This is a genomic window from Nisaea sp. (genome assembly GCF_039990255.1).
Taxonomy (GTDB): Bacteria; Pseudomonadota; Alphaproteobacteria; order Thalassobaculales; family Thalassobaculaceae; genus Nisaea.
Genome location: NZ_JBDXGG010000018.1, coordinates 34,209 through 56,188 on the forward strand (window position 1 = coordinate 34,209; position 21,980 = coordinate 56,188).

20 protein-coding genes and 1 tRNA gene are annotated in these 21,980 nt (G+C 58.8%); 15 read left to right on the forward strand and 6 right to left on the reverse strand.

Features of this window, described 5'->3' with window-relative positions; translation table 11 throughout:
* From ABJ076_RS10400 to ABJ076_RS10430, 7 genes are all read left to right on the forward strand, one after another.
* Positions 1–1,140 carry an enolase C-terminal domain-like protein gene (locus ABJ076_RS10400; RefSeq protein WP_348189859.1) on the forward strand — a complete coding sequence of 380 codons (1,140 nt, stop codon included), beginning with the start codon at positions 1–3 and terminating at the stop codon, positions 1,138–1,140.
* Complete coding sequence (locus tag ABJ076_RS10405) at positions 1,137–3,419, forward strand: FAD-dependent oxidoreductase (RefSeq protein ID WP_348189861.1); 2,283 nt, start codon at positions 1,137–1,139, stop codon at positions 3,417–3,419. The genes ABJ076_RS10400 and ABJ076_RS10405 overlap by 4 nt, the downstream gene beginning before the upstream one ends.
* Before the next feature lie 113 nt (positions 3,420–3,532).
* Positions 3,533–4,063: a TRAP transporter small permease subunit gene (locus ABJ076_RS10410; protein WP_348189863.1), complete on the forward strand. Its 531-nt coding sequence runs from the start codon at positions 3,533–3,535 to the stop codon at positions 4,061–4,063.
* Between the two features lie 5 nt (positions 4,064–4,068).
* Complete coding sequence (locus tag ABJ076_RS10415; RefSeq protein WP_348189865.1) at positions 4,069–5,379, forward strand: TRAP transporter large permease subunit; 1,311 nt, start codon at positions 4,069–4,071, stop codon at positions 5,377–5,379.
* Between the two features lie 127 nt (positions 5,380–5,506).
* Positions 5,507–5,812, forward strand: coding sequence for a metalloregulator ArsR/SmtB family transcription factor (locus ABJ076_RS10420; protein ID WP_348189867.1), 306 nt, complete (start codon positions 5,507–5,509; stop codon positions 5,810–5,812).
* Positions 5,799–6,707: an alpha/beta hydrolase gene (locus ABJ076_RS10425; protein ID WP_348189869.1), complete on the forward strand. Its 909-nt coding sequence runs from the start codon at positions 5,799–5,801 to the stop codon at positions 6,705–6,707. Before ABJ076_RS10420 ends, ABJ076_RS10425 begins: the two co-directional genes overlap by 14 nt.
* Before the next feature lie 106 nt (positions 6,708–6,813).
* Positions 6,814–7,992, forward strand: coding sequence for an acyl-CoA dehydrogenase family protein (locus ABJ076_RS10430; protein ID WP_348189871.1), 1,179 nt, complete (start codon positions 6,814–6,816; stop codon positions 7,990–7,992).
* A 44-nt stretch (positions 7,993–8,036) separates the two neighbouring features.
* On the opposite strand, the gene ABJ076_RS10435 is transcribed toward ABJ076_RS10430, so the two are convergent.
* The gene (locus ABJ076_RS10435; protein WP_348189873.1) at positions 8,037–8,474 is read right to left on the reverse strand and encodes a DoxX family protein; all 438 of its coding nucleotides are present in this window, start codon (positions 8,472–8,474) and stop codon (positions 8,037–8,039) included.
* Between the two features lie 145 nt (positions 8,475–8,619).
* Between ABJ076_RS10435 and ABJ076_RS10440 the strand changes: the two genes are divergently transcribed.
* From ABJ076_RS10440 to ABJ076_RS10470, 7 genes are all read left to right on the forward strand, one after another.
* A complete protein-coding gene (locus tag ABJ076_RS10440; RefSeq protein ID WP_348189875.1) occupies positions 8,620–9,507 on the forward strand; it encodes a LysR family transcriptional regulator in 888 nt (295 codons plus the stop codon).
* Positions 9,508–9,629: 122 nt separating this feature from the next.
* On the forward strand, positions 9,630–10,550 hold the full coding sequence (phnD, locus tag ABJ076_RS10445) for a phosphate/phosphite/phosphonate ABC transporter substrate-binding protein (RefSeq protein WP_348189877.1): 921 nt from the start codon (positions 9,630–9,632) through the stop codon (positions 10,548–10,550).
* A 201-nt stretch (positions 10,551–10,751) separates the two neighbouring features.
* On the forward strand, positions 10,752–11,609 hold the full coding sequence (gene phnC / locus ABJ076_RS10450; RefSeq protein WP_348189879.1) for a phosphonate ABC transporter ATP-binding protein: 858 nt from the start codon (positions 10,752–10,754) through the stop codon (positions 11,607–11,609).
* A gap of 57 nt (positions 11,610–11,666) precedes the next feature.
* Positions 11,667–12,584, forward strand: coding sequence for a phosphonate ABC transporter substrate-binding protein (gene phnD / locus ABJ076_RS10455; RefSeq protein ID WP_348189881.1), 918 nt, complete (start codon positions 11,667–11,669; stop codon positions 12,582–12,584).
* 110 nt (positions 12,585–12,694) lie between these two features.
* Positions 12,695–13,534: a phosphonate ABC transporter, permease protein PhnE gene (gene phnE / locus ABJ076_RS10460; protein WP_348189883.1), complete on the forward strand. Its 840-nt coding sequence runs from the start codon at positions 12,695–12,697 to the stop codon at positions 13,532–13,534.
* An 11-nt stretch (positions 13,535–13,545) separates the two neighbouring features.
* Positions 13,546–14,886 (forward strand): phosphonate ABC transporter, permease protein PhnE, encoded by a 1,341-nt coding sequence (phnE, locus tag ABJ076_RS10465; RefSeq protein WP_348189885.1) that lies wholly within the window; start codon positions 13,546–13,548, stop codon positions 14,884–14,886.
* Positions 14,887–14,998: 112 nt separating this feature from the next.
* Positions 14,999–15,075: transfer RNA gene (locus ABJ076_RS10470), tRNA-Met, on the forward strand.
* Positions 15,076–15,245: 170 nt separating this feature from the next.
* Here the strand turns inward: ABJ076_RS10470 and ABJ076_RS10475 are convergent.
* Positions 15,246–17,060, reverse strand: coding sequence for a DEAD/DEAH box helicase (locus ABJ076_RS10475; RefSeq protein WP_348189886.1), 1,815 nt, complete (start codon positions 17,058–17,060; stop codon positions 15,246–15,248).
* 578 nt (positions 17,061–17,638) lie between these two features.
* On the opposite strand from ABJ076_RS10475, the gene ABJ076_RS10480 reads away from it, so the two are divergent.
* The gene (locus tag ABJ076_RS10480; RefSeq protein ID WP_348189888.1) at positions 17,639–19,492 is read left to right on the forward strand and encodes an ABC transporter ATP-binding protein; all 1,854 of its coding nucleotides are present in this window, start codon (positions 17,639–17,641) and stop codon (positions 19,490–19,492) included.
* A gap of 32 nt (positions 19,493–19,524) precedes the next feature.
* Here the strand turns inward: ABJ076_RS10480 and ABJ076_RS10485 are convergent, their stop codons facing one another.
* The 4 genes from ABJ076_RS10485 to ABJ076_RS10500 all read right to left on the reverse strand — a co-directional run bounded on the left by ABJ076_RS10485 (position 19,525) and on the right by ABJ076_RS10500 (position 21,970).
* Positions 19,525–20,640: a YeeE/YedE family protein gene (locus ABJ076_RS10485; protein WP_348189890.1), complete on the reverse strand. Its 1,116-nt coding sequence runs from the start codon at positions 20,638–20,640 to the stop codon at positions 19,525–19,527.
* A 71-nt stretch (positions 20,641–20,711) separates the two neighbouring features.
* Complete coding sequence (locus ABJ076_RS10490) at positions 20,712–21,062, reverse strand: metalloregulator ArsR/SmtB family transcription factor (protein WP_348189892.1); 351 nt, start codon at positions 21,060–21,062, stop codon at positions 20,712–20,714.
* Positions 21,063–21,086: 24 nt separating this feature from the next.
* Positions 21,087–21,602 carry a heme-binding protein gene (locus ABJ076_RS10495; RefSeq protein WP_348189894.1) on the reverse strand — a complete coding sequence of 172 codons (516 nt, stop codon included), beginning with the start codon at positions 21,600–21,602 and terminating at the stop codon, positions 21,087–21,089.
* Complete coding sequence (locus tag ABJ076_RS10500; RefSeq protein ID WP_348189896.1) at positions 21,602–21,970, reverse strand: transcriptional regulator; 369 nt, start codon at positions 21,968–21,970, stop codon at positions 21,602–21,604. Before ABJ076_RS10500 ends, ABJ076_RS10495 begins: the two co-directional genes overlap by 1 nt.
* Positions 21,971–21,980: the final 10 nt, after the last annotated feature.

The window sequence follows — 21,980 nt, forward strand, 5'->3', positions numbered from 1 at the left end:
ATGTTCAGCGCTGACGAAAAAATCACTGGTCTCGACCTATGGCATCTCGCGTTGCCGGTGCTTTCCCGCCGGGATCACGGCATCGGGTCAGTGGAAGGTGCTATCGAAATCGTCGTCGTCCGGCTGACTTCTGAAAACGGGGCTGTCGGCTATGGCGAGGCATCGCCCTGGTCCGTCTTCACCGGCTCGCCCGAGGCGAGCTATGCCGCGCTCGACCGGTATATCCGCCCGCATGTCGTCGGCAAAAGGGTTGGTGACGTCGCGGCGATCATGGAGGTTGCCGCCAAGGCGGTGGCCCATTGCACGGAAGCGAAGGCTGCGCTCGAAAGCGCGCTGCTGGATCTCAACGGGAGGATTGCGGGCGTGCCGGTCTGGGCGCTGCTCGGCGGCAAGGCTCGGGACACGATTCCGCTCTCCGTCTCGCTTGCCGATCCGGACTTCGATGCCGACCTGGCGCTGCTTGAACGGCTCGCCGGGGACGGTGTCGGGATCGTCAAGATGAAGGCGGGTTTCAAGGACCATGCATTCGACATCATGCGGCTGGAGAAGATCCGCGCGGGCTGGCCGGATCTCGACATTCGCGTTGATTTCAACCAGGGCCTCGCCGTCGAGGGCGCTGTCGCCAAGGTGCGGGATGTCGCGAGCTTTGAGCCAACTTTTATCGAGCAGCCGGTGGCCTATCACCATTTCGACCTGATGGCGGAGATCCGCGCCTCTATCGAAGTGCCTCTGATCGCCGACGAAAGCGTCTTTGGCCCTGAGGACATGAGCCGGGCCGTTGCCGAAGGGATCTGCGACGGGGTTTCCATTAAGATCATGAAGGCCGGTGGATTGCGCCGGGGGCAGACGGTTGCCCGCATGGCGGCGGCGGCAGGTCTGTCCGCCTATGGCGGGGATATGTTCGAGAGCGGGCTCGCCCATCTGGCCGGTGCGCACATGATTGCGGCGACACCGGAAATCCGGTTCGGCTGTGAGTTTTATCAGGCGCAATATTACCTGAAGGACGACATTCTGGCCGAAAGCTTCCCGAGCCAGGGCGGTGTTGTCACAATTCCCGACACACCCGGTCTTGGAATACTTCCGGATACCGAAAAGCTGGCGCACTATGCAGTTCGGTCGACCGTGGGGGCGGATAAGTGAGTGACGAGAAGAAACATGTGATTGTTGTTGGAGCCGGTATCGTCGGTGTCTCGACCGCGATCTGGCTGCAGCGCGATGGTCATCAGGTCACGCTGGTTGACCGGGAGGGGCCGGCGGCCGGAACGAGCTATGGTAATGCAGGGCTACTGGCCTCCGGTTCCATCGTTCCAGTGACCGGGCCCGGGTTGATCGGTAAGGCGCCGAAGATGTTGTTCAATCCGGACCAGCCGCTGTTTCTGCGCTGGTCCTACCTGCCGAAACTTCTGCCCTGGCTGTTCAAGTATCTGAGTCACGCGAATGCTGCGGATACCAAGCGGATCGCCAGCGCTCTGTTCGACATTATCGGTGACAGCGTGGCAGATCATCAGGCTCTGGCAGCCGGTACGGGCGCGGAGCAGTGGATCAAACCACAGGAATACCTGGTCGCCTACAATGACCGGGCGCATTACGCGGGCGACGCCTTCGCCTGGTCGATCCGGCGCGAGCACGGCATCCAGTTCGAGGAACTGGAGGGTGCAGCTCTGCTTGAGCAGGAAACGACCCTGAGCGACGAGATCAAGTTTGGTGTCCGGGTCTTGAACCACGGGCGGATCTCAGATCCGGGGGCTTACGTGAAAGCGCTCGCGGCTCACGTCGTGGCCGGTGGCGGAAAGCTGGTGCAGGCTGACGTGACTGACATTGTCCGCGAGAACGGTGTGGCGACGGGTGTGCGCGCCGGTGGCGAGACTATATCGGGCGATGCGGTGGTGGTTGCCATGGGGGCTTGGTCCGGGAAGCTTTCTAAGTTGCTTGGGATGGATATCCCCCTTGAATCCGAGCGTGGCTATCATCTTGAGTTCTGGGAGCCGTCGGCGATGCCGAAGACGCCGATCATGGTCGCGTCTGGCAAGTTCGTGCTGACGCCGATGGAAGGCCGCCTGCGGGCCGCCGGAGTGGTCGAGTTTGGCGGACTTGAGGCCGGACCGTCCAAAGCACCGTTTGCGTTGCTGCGGCGCGCGGTGCGCAATGCAATGCCAGACCTTACATTCAAAGAAGAAACAGAATGGATGGGGCACCGGCCGGCGACAACGGACTCTATTCCGGTGATCGGGGAAGTTCCCGGGACCAAGGGGGCTTTCCTTGGCTATGGACACCAGCATGTCGGTCTTACGGGAGGACCGAAAACAGGGCGTATCCTTGCCCAACTCATCGGCGGAAAAAAGCCGAACATAGATTTAACGCGTTACTCTCCTTCACGCTTCACGCTTCGCGGGGTGAGGGGGGTGATTGGCCGAACAGGGTCACAAACTGGGAGACTTGAGATGAAGAAACTTTCGACAGTTATTGCCGCTGCGGCGTTCGCGGTTGCAGGGTCCGCCGGTGCGATGGCGGAAAAATGGGATATGCCGATGGCTTATTCCGCTTCCAACTTCCATTCCGCCACCGGCGCCGAGTTCGCGAAATGCGTGACGACAGGTACCGGCGGTGACATTGAAATCGTGACGCACCCGTCCGGATCGCTGTTCAAGGGCGGGGATATAAAGCGCGCCATCCAGACTGGCCAGGCGCCGATCGGCGAGCGGCTGCTGTCCGGTCACCAGAATGAGAACGCGATCTTCGGTTACGATTCCATTCCGTTCCTCGCCACGTCTTTTGACGATGCGGCGAAGCTTTACAAGGCCGCGAAGCCGACCCTTGAGAAGATCCTGACCGAGCAAAACCTGGTTCTGCTCTATGCCGTTCCGTGGCCGCCACAGGGGCTTTACTTCAAGAAGGAAGTGAACGCGGTCGCCGATATGAAGGGGATCAAGTTCCGCTCCTACAATAATGCCACCGCGCGTCTGGCGGAACTGACCGGAATGCTGCCGGTGCAGATCGAAGCGGCCGAAATCAGCCAGGCTTTCGCCACCGGCGTCGCCGACTCCATGATTTCCTCCGGCGCGACCGGCTATGACCGCAAGGTCTGGGAAAGCCTGACCCATTTCTACGAAGTCGATGCCTGGCTCCCGCGCAACTATGTGATGGTGAACGGCGACGTATGGAACGGTCTCGACGATGCGAAGAAAAGTGTCCTGCGTGGCTGTGCGGAGCTTGCCGAATATGCCGGCACATGGCGTGCTGTTGAATATACCCAGTTCACCCTGAATGGCCTCAAGGCAGGCGGCATGACCGTCGGACCGGCAGGTGACGGCCTCAAGGACGAGCTGCGCGCGATCGGTGAGACAATGACCAAAGAGTGGCTGGATGCCGCCGGTGCTGAAGGCAAAGCCATCGTCGATTCTTTCAAGGCGATGCAGTAACTCCTCTCTGAGCGGCCGGGGGCGGTGTCATTCCGCCCCCGGATTGTCTGTCGATCTGATGCCTCAGCCCGTTCAAACCGGACGGGTGGTGCGTCACCTCCCGAGGAGACCTTATGGTTTTTCTGGCAAAACTCAGGGCCGGGCTGGACCGGCTTTATCTCGTCTCCGGCGCTCTCGGCGCGCTGTTCCTGATCGCCATTCTGAGTCTGATTGTCCTGCAGATGCTGGCGCGCTGGACCGGTGAGGTGTTTCCGGGTGCGACCGAATATGTCGGCTACTGCATGGCCGCCGCATCGTTCTTCGCTTTTGCGCATACCTTGCAGCGTGGTGCGCATATCCGCGTCTCGATGCTGCTGAATGCGATTCCGGCCGGTGTCCGGCGCGTGCTTGAAGTCTGGTGCTTTGCAATCGGAACGGCGCTCGGCTGGTACTTCGTCTGGTATGCGGTGAAGTTTGTTTACTGGTCCTGGAAGTTCAAAGATATCAGTCAGGGGCAGGATGCCACGCTGCTCTGGATACCGCAGACATCCATGGTCATCGGCGCGATCATTCTGGCGATCTCGCTGACAGATTTTCTCATTCACATGGTCTTCACCGGTCGGCACAGGATTGTGCATGAAGCGGTCGAATCCCACCCGGAGTAGGGCACATGGAAGATATCTCGGTAATCGCCCTGTTCCTGTTCGTTCTGTTTCTGCTTCTGGGCTCGGGCGTCTGGATCGGGCTGGCCTTGCTTGGGGTCGCCTTCGTCGGCATGGAGCTGTTCACCACGCGTCCGGTCGGTGATGTGATGATCACAACCGTCTGGACGCACTCGTCGTCCTGGACACTGGCTGCCTTGCCTTTGTTCATCTGGATGGGGGAGGTGCTCTACCGCACGCGCTTGTCGGAGGACATGTTTAAGGGGCTGGCCCCTTGGCTGGCGAAGCTGCCTGGCGGGCTTATCCATACCAATATCGTCGGCTGTACTGTCTTCGCGGCTGTTTCCGGCTCCTCAGCCGCCACGCTGACCACGGTCGGTAAGATGTCGATCCCTGAGCTGCGCAAACGGAACTACCCCGAGAAGGTGGTGATCGGCACGCTGGCCGGTGCGGCGACGCTCGGCCTGATGATTCCGCCCTCGCTGACCCTGATCGTCTATGGCGTGACGATCAACGAATCGATCACCAAGCTGTTCATCGCGGGAATTGTTCCGGGCATCGTGCTGGCTGGCATGTTCATGGCCTATGTCGCGATCTATTCGAAAGTCGCGAAGGACTATAACCCTGACGAAGAGAAGGGGATGAGCTTCGTCGACAAGGTGAAGAACTCGCGCTTCCTGATCCCGGTTTTCTGCTTGATCGCTGTGGTTATCGGCTCGATGTATCTCGGCCTCGCGACGGCCACTGAAGCAGCGGCCTTCGGTGTCATCGGCTCGCTCATCCTGGCGGCAAGCCAGGGGTCTCTCAGCTGGAAGACTTTCCTTGAAAGTCTGATGGGGGCAACCCGGACCTCTGCCATGATCGCGCTGATCCTGGCAGGTGCATCTTTCCTGTCTCTGGCGATGGGGTTCACCGGCTTGCCGCGCGGGCTGGCCAATTTGATAGCGGACATGAATCTCAGCCGGTTCGAGTTGCTGATGGCCTTGCTGGTTTTCTACGTTGTGCTCGGGTGCTTCCTCGACGGTATCTCGTCGGTGGTGCTGACAATGGCGGTGGTGGAGCCGATGATCCGGCAGGCAGGCATCGACCTGCTCTGGTTTGGTATTTTCATCGTCGTAGTGGTCGAGATGGCGCAGATCACGCCGCCGATCGGCTTCAACCTCTTCGTGCTGCAAGGTATGACAAAGCACGAGATGGGTTTCATCGCCCGCTGCGCGATCCCGATGTTCCTGATCATGGTGCTGATGGTGTTTGTGCTGATCGGGTTCCCGGAAATCGCGACCTGGCTGCCGGAGAACATGCGTAAGGGGCCGGGGTGATCGGCCCACTTACGACTTCTTGAAAAGGCGGTCTTCGGGCCGCCTTTCTTTTTGTTTCTCCACTGCCTTTCCAGGTGTTTGTTGAATATCATATTGACTAATAGCTATTTAACTATTTAATAAAATCATGAATGATCGTCTTGAACAAGCAAAAGCGCTGGCGAGCGCGGCACGGTTGTCGATCCTGGATTTACTGAAAGAGCCACGTCCTCATTTCGCGCACCAGGAGGCGGGGGACCCGGCGGAGATCGGCGTCTGCGTCACCTTGCTGACAGCAAAACTGGGGCTGAGCCAGCCTACGGTCAGCCGCCATCTGGAACTGCTGAAACGCGCAGGTTTTCTCTCTGTTCGCAACATCGGGCGCTGGTCTTACTTCACCAGAAATGAAGACGGAATTCGGGACTATAAGGAATGGCTGCATGATACCCTTTGAAGCGCTCGATGCTGAATTCCTGCCAGGCTTTGAACGCATGTTCGTCGAGGTTGATGGAAATCCGGTGCGGACGCTCGTTGGCGGTGAGGGGCCACCTGTTCTACTGCTGCACGGCGATCCGCAGACCCACCTCTGCTGGCACCATGTTGCACCGCATCTTGCCAAGACCCGCACGGTTGTAATCACTGACCTTCGAGGCCGTGGCGAAAGCCACAAGCCTGAGGTTTTGACAAATCCCGAGGCCTATTCGAAGCGGGCAATGGCCGCCGAGCAGTGTGAGGTTATGGAGTATCTCAGTTTCTCCCGGTTCGATCTTGTCGGACATGATCGGGGTGCTCGTGTCGCACAGCGCCTGGCATTGGATTATCCACAGGCCGTCTCAAGGCTGGCTATTCTCGATATCGTTCCGACACTGGACCTCTATGAGGGATACACGGCTGCTTTTGCTCAGGACTATTTCTACTTCAATTTCCTGACTCAGCCGGCCCCGTTGCCGGAAAGACTAATCGAGGGAGACCCGCACCGGTTCATGCGTCAGATTTTGCTTGGGCTTTCCGATGAGACAGATTTTTACGAGCCCCGGATTCTCGACGTCTATCTCGCTGCTGCAAGCACACCTGAAGCGATACGAGCGACGTGCGACTGCTTTCGAGCCGGTTATTACACTGATTTGGAGCATGATCGCTCGGACAGGGAGACTGGGCGTACGATTGACTGCCCGACGCTCATCGCGTGGGGTGAGAAAGGCCCGGCCAATCGGCATTTCGACATGCAGGCTGTTTGGCGCCGCTGGTGCACAAAACCTTACTTCGCGCCTATGCCCAGCGGGCACTTCATCCCGGAGGAAGCTGCGGATGAAATCTGCGGCGCGCTGTCCGGTTTTCTCACGCTATAGTGCTGCGGATTCGAGCATGCCGCACAGTCAGGCATTTACGGTGAAGCGTACTTAAATTGCTAAGTGGCCCGCCAGTTGAGGCACCCGGGGAGGACGAACAAGAGCCATGGAATTTTCGACACCGCCGCATATCGCAGATCTGGCGGACAGGACACGCGCCTTTATCGCCGGGAAAATTATCCCGTTCGAAAGTGATCCGCGCTGGACCGGTCACGGCCCGACCGAGGCGTTGCGCGGGGAGTTGACGGATCTCGGCAAGGCATCGGGACTGTTTGCCCCGCATGCGCCCGAGGAATTCGGCGGCCTTGGCCTCGGGCATCTGGAGCGTGCTTTTGTCTTTGAGGAAGCCGGTTATTCGTTGCTCGGTCCGACCGCTATTCATTGTGGCGCACCGGACGAGGGCAACACCCATTTGCTGGATGTTGCGGCCAGCCCGGCCCAGCGGGAACAGTTTCTTGCGCCGCTCGCAAAGGGCGCGCGGTCGTGTTTCGCGATGACGGAGCCGGACGGCGCCGGGGCTGATCCCTCTCTGCTCGCCACCACGGCGAAGGTGGATGGCAACGGCTATGTGATCAACGGCCGGAAATGGTTCATCACCGGGGCTGAGGGCGCCGCTTTCGTTATCATCATGGCGAAAATCGACGGCGGCCCGGCTGACGGTGGTGCGACGATGTTCATTGTGCCGAGCGACCGGGCAGGTATCCGCTTGGAAAAGCAGATGGATACACTCGACAGCTCTTTTGCCGGTGGACACTGGGAAATGCGCTTCGAGGATCTCAAGGTCGATCAGGACGATGTGTTGGGGGAACCCGGTGGAGGGTTCAGGCAGGCCCAGGTCCGGCTTGCGCCGGCCCGTCTCACACATTGCATGCGCTGGCTCGGCTCCGCCCGGCGGGCGCATGACACGGCGCTCGACTATGCGAACCGCCGGGAAGTTTTTGGCCAGAAGCTCGGACGCCACGAGGGTGTCGGCTTCATGCTGGCGGATAACGAGATGGATATCCGCACTGCACGGCTGTCCCTGATGCAGGCGGCCTGGCTGCTTGATCAGGGGGAGACTGCGGCCGAAGAAAGTTCCATGGCCAAGGTGCAATGCTCGGAGGCGATCTGGCGCATTGTCGACAATGCGGTGCAGATCCTCGGCGGAGCGGGCACCAGCGCCCATTTGCCGGTCGAACGGATCTTCCGCGAGGTGCGCGGCTTCCGGATCTATGACGGACCGTCCGAGGTGCACCGTTGGTCGCTCGCCCGAAAGGCCCTGAAACGGGCTTCCGGGCGAGCTTAGTTCAGAATCAGAAGGCACCGGGCCTTTGTACCCGGCGTCCTGACTTAGCTTTCCCGGGCAAAGCTTCCCGGTGTCAGGGAAAGGATTTTCGGAGTCCGTATAGCATAGGCGCCGTCACCGAGCAGGGCCTGAACAACGAGGGCGGCTGCCCAGAATGCCGGGAATTCCCAACCGCCATTCGGGTTTGAGTAGAGCCAGCCGTTTGCGCCATGCACAAGGAAGATTGCGCCGAGCAGGATTGGCAGGGTGGCGATTGAGACCAGCCGGGTGGCGAAACCTGCGATAAGCGCGGCACCGCCGCCGATTTCAGCGATAATTGTCAGGTAGGCGAAGATGGCCGGCAGTCCGATGCTGCCAAAAAAGCCGACTGTGCCGGCGGGCGTGAATACGAAAACCTTGAGAGCGCCATGGGCGATGAACATCACGCCGAGCGATATGCGGAGGATGAGCGCGGCATAAGGCGCCGTCGATTCGTTGACCATCCGTTTTATCCTTTCATTCCGGATTATTTACGGCACGTCGCGCCGCCTGACCGGGAAACCTAATTTCGCTCTATTAGAAACATAAGAGGGCCTTCAATTTAATGAATGTAAACGTTATGTTGATAATATGGATTCCATAGAGCAAATGCGGATTTTTGCGGCGGTTGCTGCGACAAATTCCTTTTCGAAAGCTGCAGAGCGGTTGGGCACCAGTGCTCAGAATGTCAGTAAAAACATCCGGTCACTGGAAGACTCGCTCGGCCTTCTGTTGCTTCATCGGACGACTAGGGTCGTTACACTGACCGAAAGCGGGCGGGCCTATCTGCCGCGGTGCAACCGCCTGATCGATGATTTCGACGATCTGCGTTCCGTGATGCGAGACGAGGGCGAGGATGCTAGCGGAAACCTTGTCGTAACGGCGCCGGTGCTCTTCGGCGAAACATACCTGATGCCAGTTGTTGAGAAATTTCTGGATGCAAATCCGCGCGTCACCATCGACCTCCGGCTGAGCGACCGGTATCTGTCACTGATCGACGAGGGTGTCGATCTCTCTGTTCGTATAGGTTTTCTGCAAGATTCTACACTGATCGCAAAACGGCTGGGTGAGATTCGCCTGATCACCTGCGCAGCTCCGTCATATCTTGATGAGGCCGGACGTCCTGCACACCCGAAAGATCTCATGTCCCATCGCTGTGTGTTCGATACCAACAGACGAAGCTCTGGGCAGTGGACATTTCTGGATGGTGATAAATTACTGACAGTGACCATTCGGCCGAGCGTTCGTGTAAACAGTGCTCCTGCTGTCAGGACTCTCCTTCTGTCTGGGCTGGGGGTCGGAATCGTGCCGAGTTACGTGATCACTGACGATTTGCGGAGCGGTAGGCTTGAGGCGATTCTTGAGTCTTTTGAGGAGCGCCGCTTGCCGGTTTCTCTGCTCTATCTCGCCAACCGTCACCTGTCTCGAAAAGCCCGGTCGTTTATTGAAGTCATCGAAAGCGAGATCGCTGCTGTGGACGACTGGAACGCGGTCTGACGCGGCAGATCTTTGGCCGTCATCAAACGGTCAAGCTCCCTCTATAGAATGATCGGCGTGTGCGAGGTGTGTTTCGAATAGCCGGCGATATATGTGGGCTTGTGAACGGAACGGATTGAACGATGCGGCTGATTGATTTGCGACGAGTTTCTGCGGCGGTTGGCATTGCTGTATTTGCCAGCGTTACGTTCTCGATTTCGGCAGCTTCAGCCGACCCCTTTCGGTTTGGGGTGCTCGGCGGTCAGGCCGTTTCCGATGATTTCGCGGCTCAGAAATGCCTCGCGCAAGAACTCGCCGACGGTCTTGAAATGCCTGTGCAGATCCTTGCCCTGCCATCCGACAGCGCGCTGCGGCAGGCGCTGAGCGTCGGCGCGGTCGATTTGGCTGTGCTGTCAACGCGGGCGTACAGCGCGCTCTGGCAGTCTAGCCCGGGTGCGGCACAGCCGGTACTGGCCACGATCGGTCGCGATGGCTCGATGGGATACCGCGCCGTGGCGCTGTCCCGTTCCGATGCGGTGATCGCCGGGGTCGAGAACCTGAAAGGCAAGAATATCGGATTCGCGGACCGGCGGTCCATGCCAGGCTATTTCGTGCCATTCGTTGCTCTGGAACGGGCCGGACTGAATACCGAGCGGGATCTGAATTCAATTCAGTTTGGTGGTGGCTATCACGCCACGCTCACAGCGCTGGAAAGCGGTGCCGTTGATGCGGCGCTGACATGGCGCTCTGATGCCGGTTCCGATTCCGTGTCAGGGGATAGCCCGCTGCAGCTTTTCCGCGTCACCTCGCATGCGAATTTTGTTGAATTCTGGCGCTCGTCGCTGATGCCGAACGGCCCTGTTGTTCTGCGTAGGGCGCTTTCAGAAGAGGCGAAGAAGCTAGTGATCAACCGGATCGCTACTGTCGGTGCGACCGTACCAGATTGCCTCGCAATGGCTTTCGGTCTGCCGGTTACAGGCCTGTTCCCCGTCACCCATGCGGATTACGAGGCCTTCATCGCAGCCGACCAAAAGCGCATTTCCCTGTCCGTCGCCAGCAACTGACCCCAACCTCGTTCTAAGGGCTTCATGAAAGTGAAGCAAAAGCGTCACGAGAACGACCCTCTCGATTGATACCAACGCTGCAGTCGGATCTCGCGCGGTGTGACCCGTTCAAACCGTGTTGTCCGAACTGCCGGTCACCCTTGTGACCGGTCCAGGAGGGCTGTTCACAGCCCTGCACGGCGCGAGACTCAGAGGTGGGGCATGATCGAATTCAAAAACGTTACCAAGGCTTTCGGCAACATGGTTGCGGTCAATTCCGTGACTTTCACTGTCGACAAACCACAGATGATCGGGGTTATCGGCCGTTCCGGCGCCGGGAAGTCGACCTTCCTGCGCCTGTTCAACCGTCTGACCTCGGCCACGTCCGGGCAGATCCTCGTCGATGGCACCGACGTGCTCAGTCTGAAAGGCAACGCCAAGCGGCGTTGGCAGAAGGACTGCGCGATGATTTTCCAGCAGTTCAACCTGGTCCCGCGCCTCGATGTCGTCACCAACGTGATGCTCGGCCGGTTGAACCAGCAGGGCACGCTGCGCTCCATGTTCAAGATCTTCTCACAGCAGGATATCGACGATGCTCTGGCCGCACTCGACCGGCTCGGCTTGGCCGAGCGGGCTTTGCAGCGCGTGGAGACCATGTCTGGCGGTCAGCAGCAGCGTGTGGCTATCGCCCGCGGTCTGATGCAGGCGCCGAAGATCATTCTTGCCGACGAGCCGATCGCCTCGCTTGATCCGTTGAGCGCTGAAGTTGTGATGGGCTCGCTTCGTGAAATCCACGACAGGGACGGCATCACTGTGATGTGCAATCTGCACACGCTGGATACGGCGCGCAGCTATTGCGACCGGGTTATCGGCATGAGCCAGGGCAAGGTGGTTTTCGACGGCACGGCCGATGAGCTGACCCCGGAAGCCGCACGCGAGATTTATGGCGCCGACGAGGCCCTGAACGAGGCAGTGACCTCGACAAGCATTTCAGCCGGCGCATCCGCGCAGGCCAAGTCCAATCCCTCAGTGCCGGGCCACGTGGCTCCTGTCGCTGAGGCGAATGCAGCCACGGCCTGAAGTACGGCTACCGCCGATTTTCCGTGGAAGCAATTCCAACCTAGGGAGTAGTTAGGGATGAATTTTGTTCGCAATTTCGCGGTGGCCGCAGCTGTCGCTATGACGGCGTTTGGCGCCGCTTCCGTCCATGCCGAAGACAAGATCTCCGAGTTCCGCATTGGCGTGCTCGGTGGTGAGAACCAGTCCGACCGCATGCGCTCCAACGAGTGCGTCCGGAGCAAGGTTGAAGCGCTGCTTGGCGTGCCCACGAAGATCTTCGCGCCGGCCGACTATAACGGTGTCATCGAAGGCCTTATCGGCCGGAACCTTGACATGGCATGGCTCGGTGCGTCCGGTTACGCCAAGACCTACATCACGGACCCGGATGCTGTTGAGCCGGTTCTGGTTAAGATCAATGTCGACGGGTCCATGGGCTATCACTCCATCGGTTTCGCCCGCGTCGACAGCAACATCAAGTCCCTCGACGACATGCAGGGCAAGAAATTCGGTTTCGGCGATCCGAACTCGACCTCCGGCTATCTGATCCCGTCCATCGAAATCCCGGCTGCCGGTTTTCCGATGGAAAGCGGCAAGTATTTCGGTGAAGTCGTCTTCACCGGCGGCCACGAGCAGACCATCGTCGCTGTTGCCAATGGCGACATCGATGCCGGCGTGACCTGGGCCGACGGCCTCGGCGCCTGGGAAGAAGGCTACAACAGTGGTGCCCTGCGCAAAGCTGCGGATGCCGGTCTCGTCGACATGACAGAGCTCGTCCAGATCTGGAAATCCAAGGTCATTCCGGAAGGCCCGGTCGTGCTCCGCAAGGATCTGCCGTCCGATGTTAAACTGAAGGTGACGGGCCTGATCGCCGGTCTCTCTTCCCTTGATCCGGAATGCGCCTACAGCTTCATGGCCGGTGAAATTAAGGGCATGGCACCGGTTTCCCACGAGACCTACGAAGTCATCATCGAAGCGCGCAAGCGGAAGATGAAGTAAGGCCCAGCCTTACTGACAAAACGTTAGCCGGGATCGCCAATGCGCGGTCCCGGCCACGTTCCGGGCCCCAGCCCCAAAATTTCCAGTTTCCAAATTTCAGGACATTCCCCATGGTCGAAGTGATGCGCCAGGAAGTGCTCGCGCTCGAAGGGCGCCGGCGTCTTTATACCGGGCTTTCCCTGGCGCTGCTGCTCGCCGTCGTGCTCTCCGGATACAGCGAGGCATCGGCTCTCAATTCCGGTGGTTTCCTGCAAGGTTTGTCCAAGTTCTTTGATTACCCGGCGCAGATCGTCTCTCAGGCCTGGGATCAGGGATGGGCCTTTTGGGCTCTGTTCCCGAAGTTCCTGCCAGCCCTGATCGAGACACTGAACATCGCCGCTGTCGCAACGATTATAGGCGCTGTCTTCGCCATGATCCTGTCGCTGCTGTCCAGCCGCAATCTGGAAGTTCCTCCGGCTGTCATACCCTTTGTCCGCCGCATCATGGACATTATGCGCGCCTTCCCAGAGCTGATCATCGCCCTGTTCCTGATCTTTGTCCTCGGGGCCAGCCCGGTACCGGCAGCTATCGCGGTCGCGTTTCATACATCCGGTGCGCTCGGCAAATTGTTCTCCGAGGTGAACGAGAATATCGACGTGAAGCCGCTTGAGGGCCTGAAGGCAGTCGGAGGTAACTGGCTGCAGCGTGTCCGCTTTGGGGTCATCCCGCAGGTTCTGCCGAACTACAGCAGCTACTTCCTGCTGCGTTTCGAGATCAATGTGCGCGCCTCTGCAATTCTTGGCTTCGTCGGCGCTGGCGGCATCGGTACCGAACTTTCCCGGGCCATCGGCTGGGGAGCCGGTTCCGAGACTGCTGCGCTGTTCCTCATGCTGTTCCTGTCGATCGTCGCCATTGACCAGCTGTCAACATTTTTGCGCCGGCATTTCGTCGGCTCAGAGAATTTCAGCTAGAGGAGGCGAGTATGGCTGTTATTTCCGATCAGGGCGCTGCTGTCATGGCTGAGCCGGTTCGTATCTCGGTGAAGAAGGCCTCTGCCGTCCCCATGCTGTTGCTGGTCGGCGTCGTGCTCTACATGTTCTATGCTTGGACTGCGTTCGATATCACGGCTCTGCTTGCCCGTGCCCAGCTCTCCAAGGGGGCGCTGCTGATTTCCGACGCGGTCGCCTACAAGACCCACGTAACCAAGAACTTCCGCCGGGGCGATTTCGAAGTTGCCATTGAGGGGGAGCGGCATGCGACCTTCAAGACGTTGCCGGACTGGGTGACGGGTGATGCAGATAAATTTACCGTCGATCTCAATGAGGGCTATGTCGTCCGGGTCGATGGCGGGAATGTTGCTTTCGAGGTGCCGGACTATGGTATCATCCGGTCGGAACTGGTGGGCGGGAAGATCGTCACCACGCTGCCTGACGGTCCGGTGCCGGATTGGCTTAAAATCCGCGATGTGAAGCTCGATGCCCGGCCGACATTCGACCGCAGGATGCAATTCACCCGGGCCAAGCTGGAGATCCACAAATTCCAGTATGGCTGGGAGAACTTCTGGTTCCCCTTCACCTCGGAGCTGCACGGCAAGAGCTTCGGTGAGCTGACGTCGCTCGTCACATCCGGTGACCGGCTCAACCCGGATCAGTCGAACCTGCAGTACATCCTGAGTACTTTTTGGGGCAATCCGGAGTGGCAGCACGGCCATGTCGCCGTGGCCTTGTTCGAGACCATTCTGATGGCTGTCCTGGGCACCGTCACGGCTGCGGCCTGCGGCCTGCCGCTGGCCTTCCTGGCGGCTTCGAACTTCAATCCGAACAGCACCGTCCGCTTCGTTGTGCGCCGGGTGTTCGATTTCGTCCGCGGCATCGACATGTTGATCTGGTCTCTGATCTTCATTCGAGCCTTCGGTCTGGGCCCGCTGACCGGCTCACTGGCCATCGCCTTTACCGACACCGGGTCGCTCGGCAAGCTGTTTTCGGAGGCACTGGAGAATATCGATCGCAAGCAGGTAGAAGGTGTCGGCGCCACGGGCGCGAACCGTTGGCAGCGGTATCGTTTTGGCGTGATCCCGCAGATCCTTCCGGTCTTCACCTCCCAGTTCCTCTATTACGTGGAATCCAACACCCGCTCGGCCACGGTGATCGGCGCGCTCGGCGCCGGCGGCATCGGCCTTGTCCTTGTGGAGACCATGCGGACCTCGCGGGACTGGGAAAATACCTTCTATATCATCAGCCTGATCATCATTATGGTGTTCATGATGGACGGTGCCTCAAGCTGGCTGCGGCGCCAGCTGATCGCCGGGGGGGAGAGCCGGTAAAGAATTCAGCCGGGCAGGGCACCCCTCTGTTGACAAGCCCCGCCCGGCTCGCCTATATGCGTGCTTCCGCGCGGACAAGACGGTCTCGGCCATCCCCTCGCGAGCCTCATGGGGCGGAGTAGCTCAGCTGGTTAGAGCAGCGGAATCATAATCCGCGTGTCGGGGGTTCAAGTCCCTCCTCCGCTACCATTTTTTTACAAATTCTCTAGGTGCCGCATTGCCACCATGATCATGGTCAGCAGGCAATTCCTACGAATGTGTGTCCTTTCGGTCGCAGGTCTCCGCTACCAACGTCTATTTTGGTATTTTGGCGAGCTGATGGTCCGGCTCTATCGGAGCGCTTCGGGCAATACGAATCACTAAGCAACGAAGTACGGCAGATCGTCCTTGGCCGAACATCCCAGCGTGACGATCCGTTCTGTTATTTTGATGGCACGTTGGTATTTAGCCTCGCATTCGGCGCGGGAGAGGTCGTTCAGGAGCGGGCCCATGATCGAGACGCCATAATCAGCTTGCAGCGTGCGCACCTGACGACGTGTATCCAGACCATCTGCAAGCCAGCCGAGTTCGAACTCCATTTTTTTGGTAACAAAGCGCTTATTGTCGATCAGCTCGCGGCGTATCTCCGCTTCTGTCCTGAGAGTGTCTTCCCAATAGAGCCCTTCGGTGCTGGCAACGTCGGAGGATGACTTTACGAAAGCCAGGCAGAAGACGAGATAAACCAATTCCCTCTCATTTGCCGTGCGCCATGCGCTGCCCTCGAGGGTTCCCCAGATCGAGGTATTCAGGCTGGCAAAAATCTCCGGCACTCTGGAGAAGAAAATGCGATGCAGCTTGTTGTCGTTAAGCGTTAAATCCAGTTTCTGCGCTTTATAGATATCGACGGCCGCATACTTATTGCAGACAGGGCATGTATCGCCCTCGAAATGGCCTTTCTTGTAGATGTGGGAGCATGATTTCCCACGGTCCGTCTCGTTTTTGCAGAGCAGATAGGTCTCGGGATTGTCCTCGTCGTCCTGTTGCTGACCAATCCAGTTGAACCGGTTTTGAAACTGCAGGAACGAGCGGGGAGGGCTCCAGAGCGTCCATTTCAATTTCTCGACGGGGCCAAATGTCGTCCAGTTTGAGCTGACATCAATGACGACACACTCGGCTTTGTTCGGCGAAGAGCGAAGGCCGCGCCCAATCGACTGGCCCCACAACACTTTTGAGAGCGTGGGCCGCATATGGACGATGATATTACACTCGGGGTTATCCCATCCTTCGATCAGTACGCCGACAGAGATAAGCGCCTCGATATCACCCTTGTCATGCGCTGCAAGGATGCGGCGCCGTTCTCCCATAGGCGTGCCGGCGGTTATAATCGCCGTATTGATCCCGATGGCGCGAAGCCGTCCCTCGGTGAATTCGGCAACCTTTATGTCAGGGCAAAACCAGGCTGAAATCGGGAGCGGCTGAATGTTCTCACGCTCTTCCAGATAGGCCTGCGTTGCGTAGTCGAGCATTGATGACCTGATGATCTCGTCTGTCAGCCGGGACACGGGGTACTCGCCGGAACTGACCTCGATACCATCGAGATTGAGATCATGAACGAAATGCGGCCGGTATCTCGGCTGCACCAAGATGCCTTCCGCAATCAGGTCCTGAATATCGGCGCAGTCGATGATCGCATCGAACGCCGCGCTCAGTTGGTCTCGCTGGTCTCCGGTCCGCCGCTCTGGCGAAGCCGTCAGGCCCATAAAGTGAGCGCTGGCCTTTCCCTTGTCGCGGAACAGATCGATGATGCGTTTGTATCCGCTTCCGTTCGGAGAGACTCGATGTGCCTCATCCACGATGATCAGGTCTGCTTTCGGGATCGCGTCTTCGAGTACGTCGCGCGCACGCATGCTGGTTGACAGCAGGACATCGTAATCTGTGAAAGCCTCCCCCTTATCCGAGACCTTCAGCGTTTTTACGCGACGCCCTTTCGTCAATGCGGCTTGAAGTTGGTCCAGCAAAACCAACCGGTGGCATAGGATGATGACCTTTTTGCCTTCGTAGAACCGGTCGATAATTTCGCGTGCAAGGACCGTTTTTCCGGCCCCGGTCGGCGCTTTGAGAACAAATCGTTTGTAGCTTTGGCGTATGGACTGGAAGTCGTCGATAACACTTTGCTGCCAGCGGCGGAGCTTCATGATTTAAAACTATTCTCTCTCTAGAAAATGGGTGGCCAGTGCTGTCCGGCTCATTCCAACCCGTCTCTGTTTTCCGGCGGCTTGAGGTAACTAACTTTCGCAAAGTGCGTTTTGCTTCACCCGGCCCTCCGATCCGGACCGTCCAGGTTCGGGATGCGAGCGGGCTTTATCGAGCCGATCTGCATAGGTACGAGGAAATCTTTAACAATTCAAATATGAAGCAGCGAGATGATGCGGCTCGCCCTCTTTTTTTAATACTGAGCCCATGCAGCAGCGACGTGACCGCGTGGTAAAAATAGCACAACAGGACGATTTATGAGCAGCGGCATGGATTCCGACTCCACAAATTCGGGCTGCGATGGCAGGTTGTGGCGCGCTTGCGGAATTCATCCGAAGCGGTATTGGGAACTATGGAGCGTCATATGCGAATGTCGATAAATCCATCGGCCTATTTGGCCTGATTGCCGAATCGCACAACCTCCCGGTCCCCGGAGAACTGTCTCCACTAAATCCCGGCTTTTACGCGTTTTCGGTACCGTCCCTTCGACGTCCCGAACCGTTTCGCGTGGAGCTGACCCGTGTATCACCAAACCCCTAGCCTGATCGATCCCTGCCGTTCGGATCGTCTGGAACAGCCTCCCCGAGAGTTGTTCGCCTTCTACTGGCATTTCTTGCGTCAGGTTTGGCCGCTCTTCGCCTGCGTAGCGGTCACCGGCGGCTTTTTGGCGATGATCAGCGCCGCGCTTTTCCTTGTCATCGGCATTCTGATCGATGGCATGCAGACTGCTGCGGAACCGGCCGCTTTCTTTGCTGAGTATGGTTGGCTGATGGCGCTCGCGGGTATTGCAACCCTGGTGTTGGAGCCGTTGCTGCTCGGCCTGCATCTGGCGATCCTCAATCAGTCGATCGTGCCGGCTTTCACCAACCTGATCCGCTTCCAGAGCCACCGGTACATGCTGCGCCAGAGCATGGGGTTTTTCAGCAATGACTTCGCCGGACGGCTGAGCCAGAAGGTGATGCAGACCGGCATGTCGCTGCGCCGCTCTGTTGGCGAGATGATTGATGCAGTCTGGTATGTCACTGTGTTCTGGGTCTCCGGTCTCGGCATCCTCGCCAGTTTCGATGCCCGGCTGGTGCCGCCTTTGCTGATCTGGCTGATCCTGTACGGCATCGCGTTGCGCTTCATCGTGCCGCGAATCAAGACACGTGCATCTGCCGCTTCGGAAGCGCATTCGCGTCTCACCGGCCGCATAGTCGATAGCTATACCAACATCCAGACGGTGAAGCTGTTCGGTCATGCCGCGCGCGAGGACGATTTTGCCCGCGCTGGTATTGAGGAGCACCGTGAGGCGAGTTTCCGGGTTATGGCCGAGGTCTCCAACATGGAGGTTCTGATCACTCTGATGAACGCCGGCCTGTTGCTTGGGCACGGCGCTCTCGCGCTCTGGCTCTGGAGCCTTGGCGAGGTCAGCGTCGGTGCCGCGGCCGCCTCGCTCGCGCTGGTGATGCGCGTGATCACCATGTCGCACTGGGTGATGTTCGTTGCCTCGGAGATCGCGGAAAATGCCGGACAGGTTCGAGACGGAGCGGACACGATTGCGGTCAGGCATGCCGTCACCGATGTGCCGGACGCGCCGGAGCTTGCCGTTGATCGCGGCGAGATCCAATTCGAGCACACGGCTTTCAACTACGACCGCAAGAATATGGCCGGACCCGTCATCCGCGATCTTACACTGACTGTCGCACCGGGTGAAAAGGTCGGGCTTGTTGGTCGCTCCGGTGCGGGGAAGTCGACGTTGGTCAATCTCCTGCTGCGCTTCCATGACGTGGGGGCAGGGCGGATCCTGATTGACGGTCAGGACATAGCCCAGGTGCGGCAGGAGAGCCTGCGATCGGCCATTGGCATGGTGACGCAGGATACTTCCCTGCTGCACCGCTCTGTTCTTGACAATATTCGTTACGGGCGGCCCGAAGCCAGTCTTGAGGATGCGATGGAGGCGGCTCGACGGGCGCATGCCGATGAGTTCATCCTCGATTTGGAAGACCCGGAGGGACGGCGCGGGTTTGAGGCCCATGTCGGCGAGCGCGGTGTTAAACTCAGTGGCGGTCAGCGGCAACGGATCGCCATCGCCCGCGTGCTGCTCAAAAATGCGCCGATCCTAATCCTCGACGAGGCGACCTCGGCTCTGGACAGCGCCGTGGAGGGGGCGATCCAGGAGCAATTGTTCAATCTTATGACCGGAAAGACGGTGATCGCGATTGCCCACCGGCTTTCGACCATTGCCGCAATGGACCGGTTGCTGGTCTTGGACCAAGGCCAGGTCATCGAGTCAGGCAGGCACGATGAGCTGATTGCCAATGGTGGACTCTATGCGGAACTCTGGGCTCGACAATCGTCCGGATTTGTCGCTGGTGATGTGTTGGCAGTTTGATCCGCTTTTTCGGAACCGGTCAGCCTATCGTTCTAGTGTGATCCCGGTCGCCGCGTGACCATGCGGGATAGTGAGTTGAGAGAGCCGAGAGCAACGTCCAAGGGCCGTTGACCCTCGATCAGATAGCGAAGGCCGATCACCGCTCCGATCCCGATCGACACGATGGTTATCGGTGCGCTCCATGCCAGGACTGAAAATGCGGAAATGCCTTGTCCGACTGAACAGCCGAGTGCGATCACACCGCCGAAGCCCATAAGGATTGCGCCGAAGATCTGGCGGCGTAGCTCGCCCGCATCGTCGCAGGCTTCCCAGTGGAACTGGTGTCGTATGCGGGCGCCGAGCAGGGCGCCGCACAGGACACCGGTTACTGATCCGACAGAGAACCCGCCGAGCGGACCGCCGACCCCCATGGCCTGCAAGACGATTTCGCCGAGCGGCATGGTGAAGCTGTGGGACTCAACAGGAACGTGATCGAACCCGGTTTGTGCAATGTAGCTGGTGCCCAGCCAGGCCGCGCTGCAGGACAGCCCGATCAGAACGGACCAGATGACGGTAGAGCGATTGCCGATGAAATGCGGGTCGATGAGTGCGGGCGCAATTAGCAAAACGGCGAGGGCCAACGCGGCGTAGAGCACGGGAATGCCAGTATGTTCCGCGATGAAACCGGCAATGGAAACTGCGCCGGGGTTCTCCGCTTCGACCCTCGGGAACAGTGCTGTCCGGAGTTCCGACAGAGGGCCGACTGCGGCCAGATAGGCGGCAATGCCAATGACCAGGACGATGAGAACCGAGCGGATATCGCCGCCTCCCACCCGCGCCAAAGCACCGAAACCGCAATTTCCCGCTAGCGCCATGCCGACCCCGAACATCAGGCCGCCGACGATGGATGCGGTGAGGCTGAACTCGAACCTGAGATAAGCGGAATCTTCAATCCTTGCCCACCCGAGTGCCGCGAATATGGCTGTTGCCGCGACAGCAATTCCGATAGCCATCGGCCACATCATTATCCGGTCGCGGTTCCCGCCATAGAGCGCGTCTTCGATCGCACCCAGTGTGCAAAAGCGCGGGATCCGGGCGGCAAGGCCCAGAATTGCGCCGGTTGCAAAGCCGACCAGGGTTACGGCGACCGTATCGGAAAGAGCAAACATGTGGTGAGTGTGGCGCTTCGCGTTTCCGGTGTCGACCTGAGCTTTTGCTGCGGTGTACCGAGCCCGAATGCCTAGGCTTCGGTGGCGAGCTCTTCCTTGCAGAACATGTCGTAGAGGAGTTCCAGCATACGGATGGCCCGGTCGTCTTTAAGGCTGTAATAGATCGTTTTGCCTTCACGGCGGTGATTGACCATGCCTTCCAGACGGAGACGGGCTAATTGCTGAGAAACGGCGGCCTGCCGAGAGGAGAGCAGTTCCTCCAGCTCAGTCACAGTTTTTTCACCCGTGGCCAGCTGGCAAAGAATGAGGAGTCGGCCTTCATGCGCCAGTGCTTTCATGAACTCGGTCGCACGCGTCGCATTCTCGATCATCGCGTCGATCTCAGCGTCGGTAGCGGTTTTGTCCAAAACAGGCAAAGGCATAGGTTGGCTCCAGTGTCGGCAGCGTTAGAAATCTAGGAATTCCTGGATGGTTTCAATAGCCTTTTGAGCACAGTCATCATCCAGATCGGCGCCGGGTGCACCGGAGATCCCGATCCCTCCGACTATTTTGCCAGCGGCCAGAACCGGGACGCCGCCGCCGAGGACGAGGGCGTTGGTGATGTTCGGCAGCTGCGCCATGACGGCATCGGTCTGTACCAGCGAAGACAATTCCAGGGTCGAGGAACGGAAACTCACAGCGGTCCAAGCTTTGCGGGTCGCGGTCGAGACTGTATGTGGCCCGGCGAAACGGTCGCGCAAGACAACCTGGGTCATTCCCGCGCGATCAACAACCGTGACGGCTACCTGATAACCAGCCTCACGGCAGATCTTCAGCGCAGACTTAGCAAGGTCAAGCGCGACCTCTGGCTTCATCGATACGTAGGTGACGAGCGCTTCGGCATTCTGTGCTTTTGACGGATGGAAGGGGGTAAGCGCCAGCAAGGTGGCTAGGGCGGCACATGCAAGAATGGTCTTTTTCATCAGTTGTTTCCTTCCTTTGGCGGTTTTGTCCGCCTGTTTTTGTCGAGCAGCCGGACGAGCATCGGCCAGAAGAAATCTTCGCCCGGATAGCCTTCGATACGGCCGGTCTCCGTTCCGTCTTCGAGCAGGATGAAAGTCGGCGTGAAATGCACTTGTCCCTTGATCAAGATGTTGGTCGGCCAGGCATCGAACAGATCCTGCCGGCGCAGCGGCGCGCGCTTGCCCTCATCCGTCAGGTGATAGATGCCGCCGATCTCCTCATTCCAGATCGCACACCATTCACACCCTGCCTGCTCAACCATCAGCAGCTCGGTCGCGGCTTTGACTTGTCCGACCCCACCCGCAGTAATCCAGGTGATCGCCAACATTGCGGCAGCC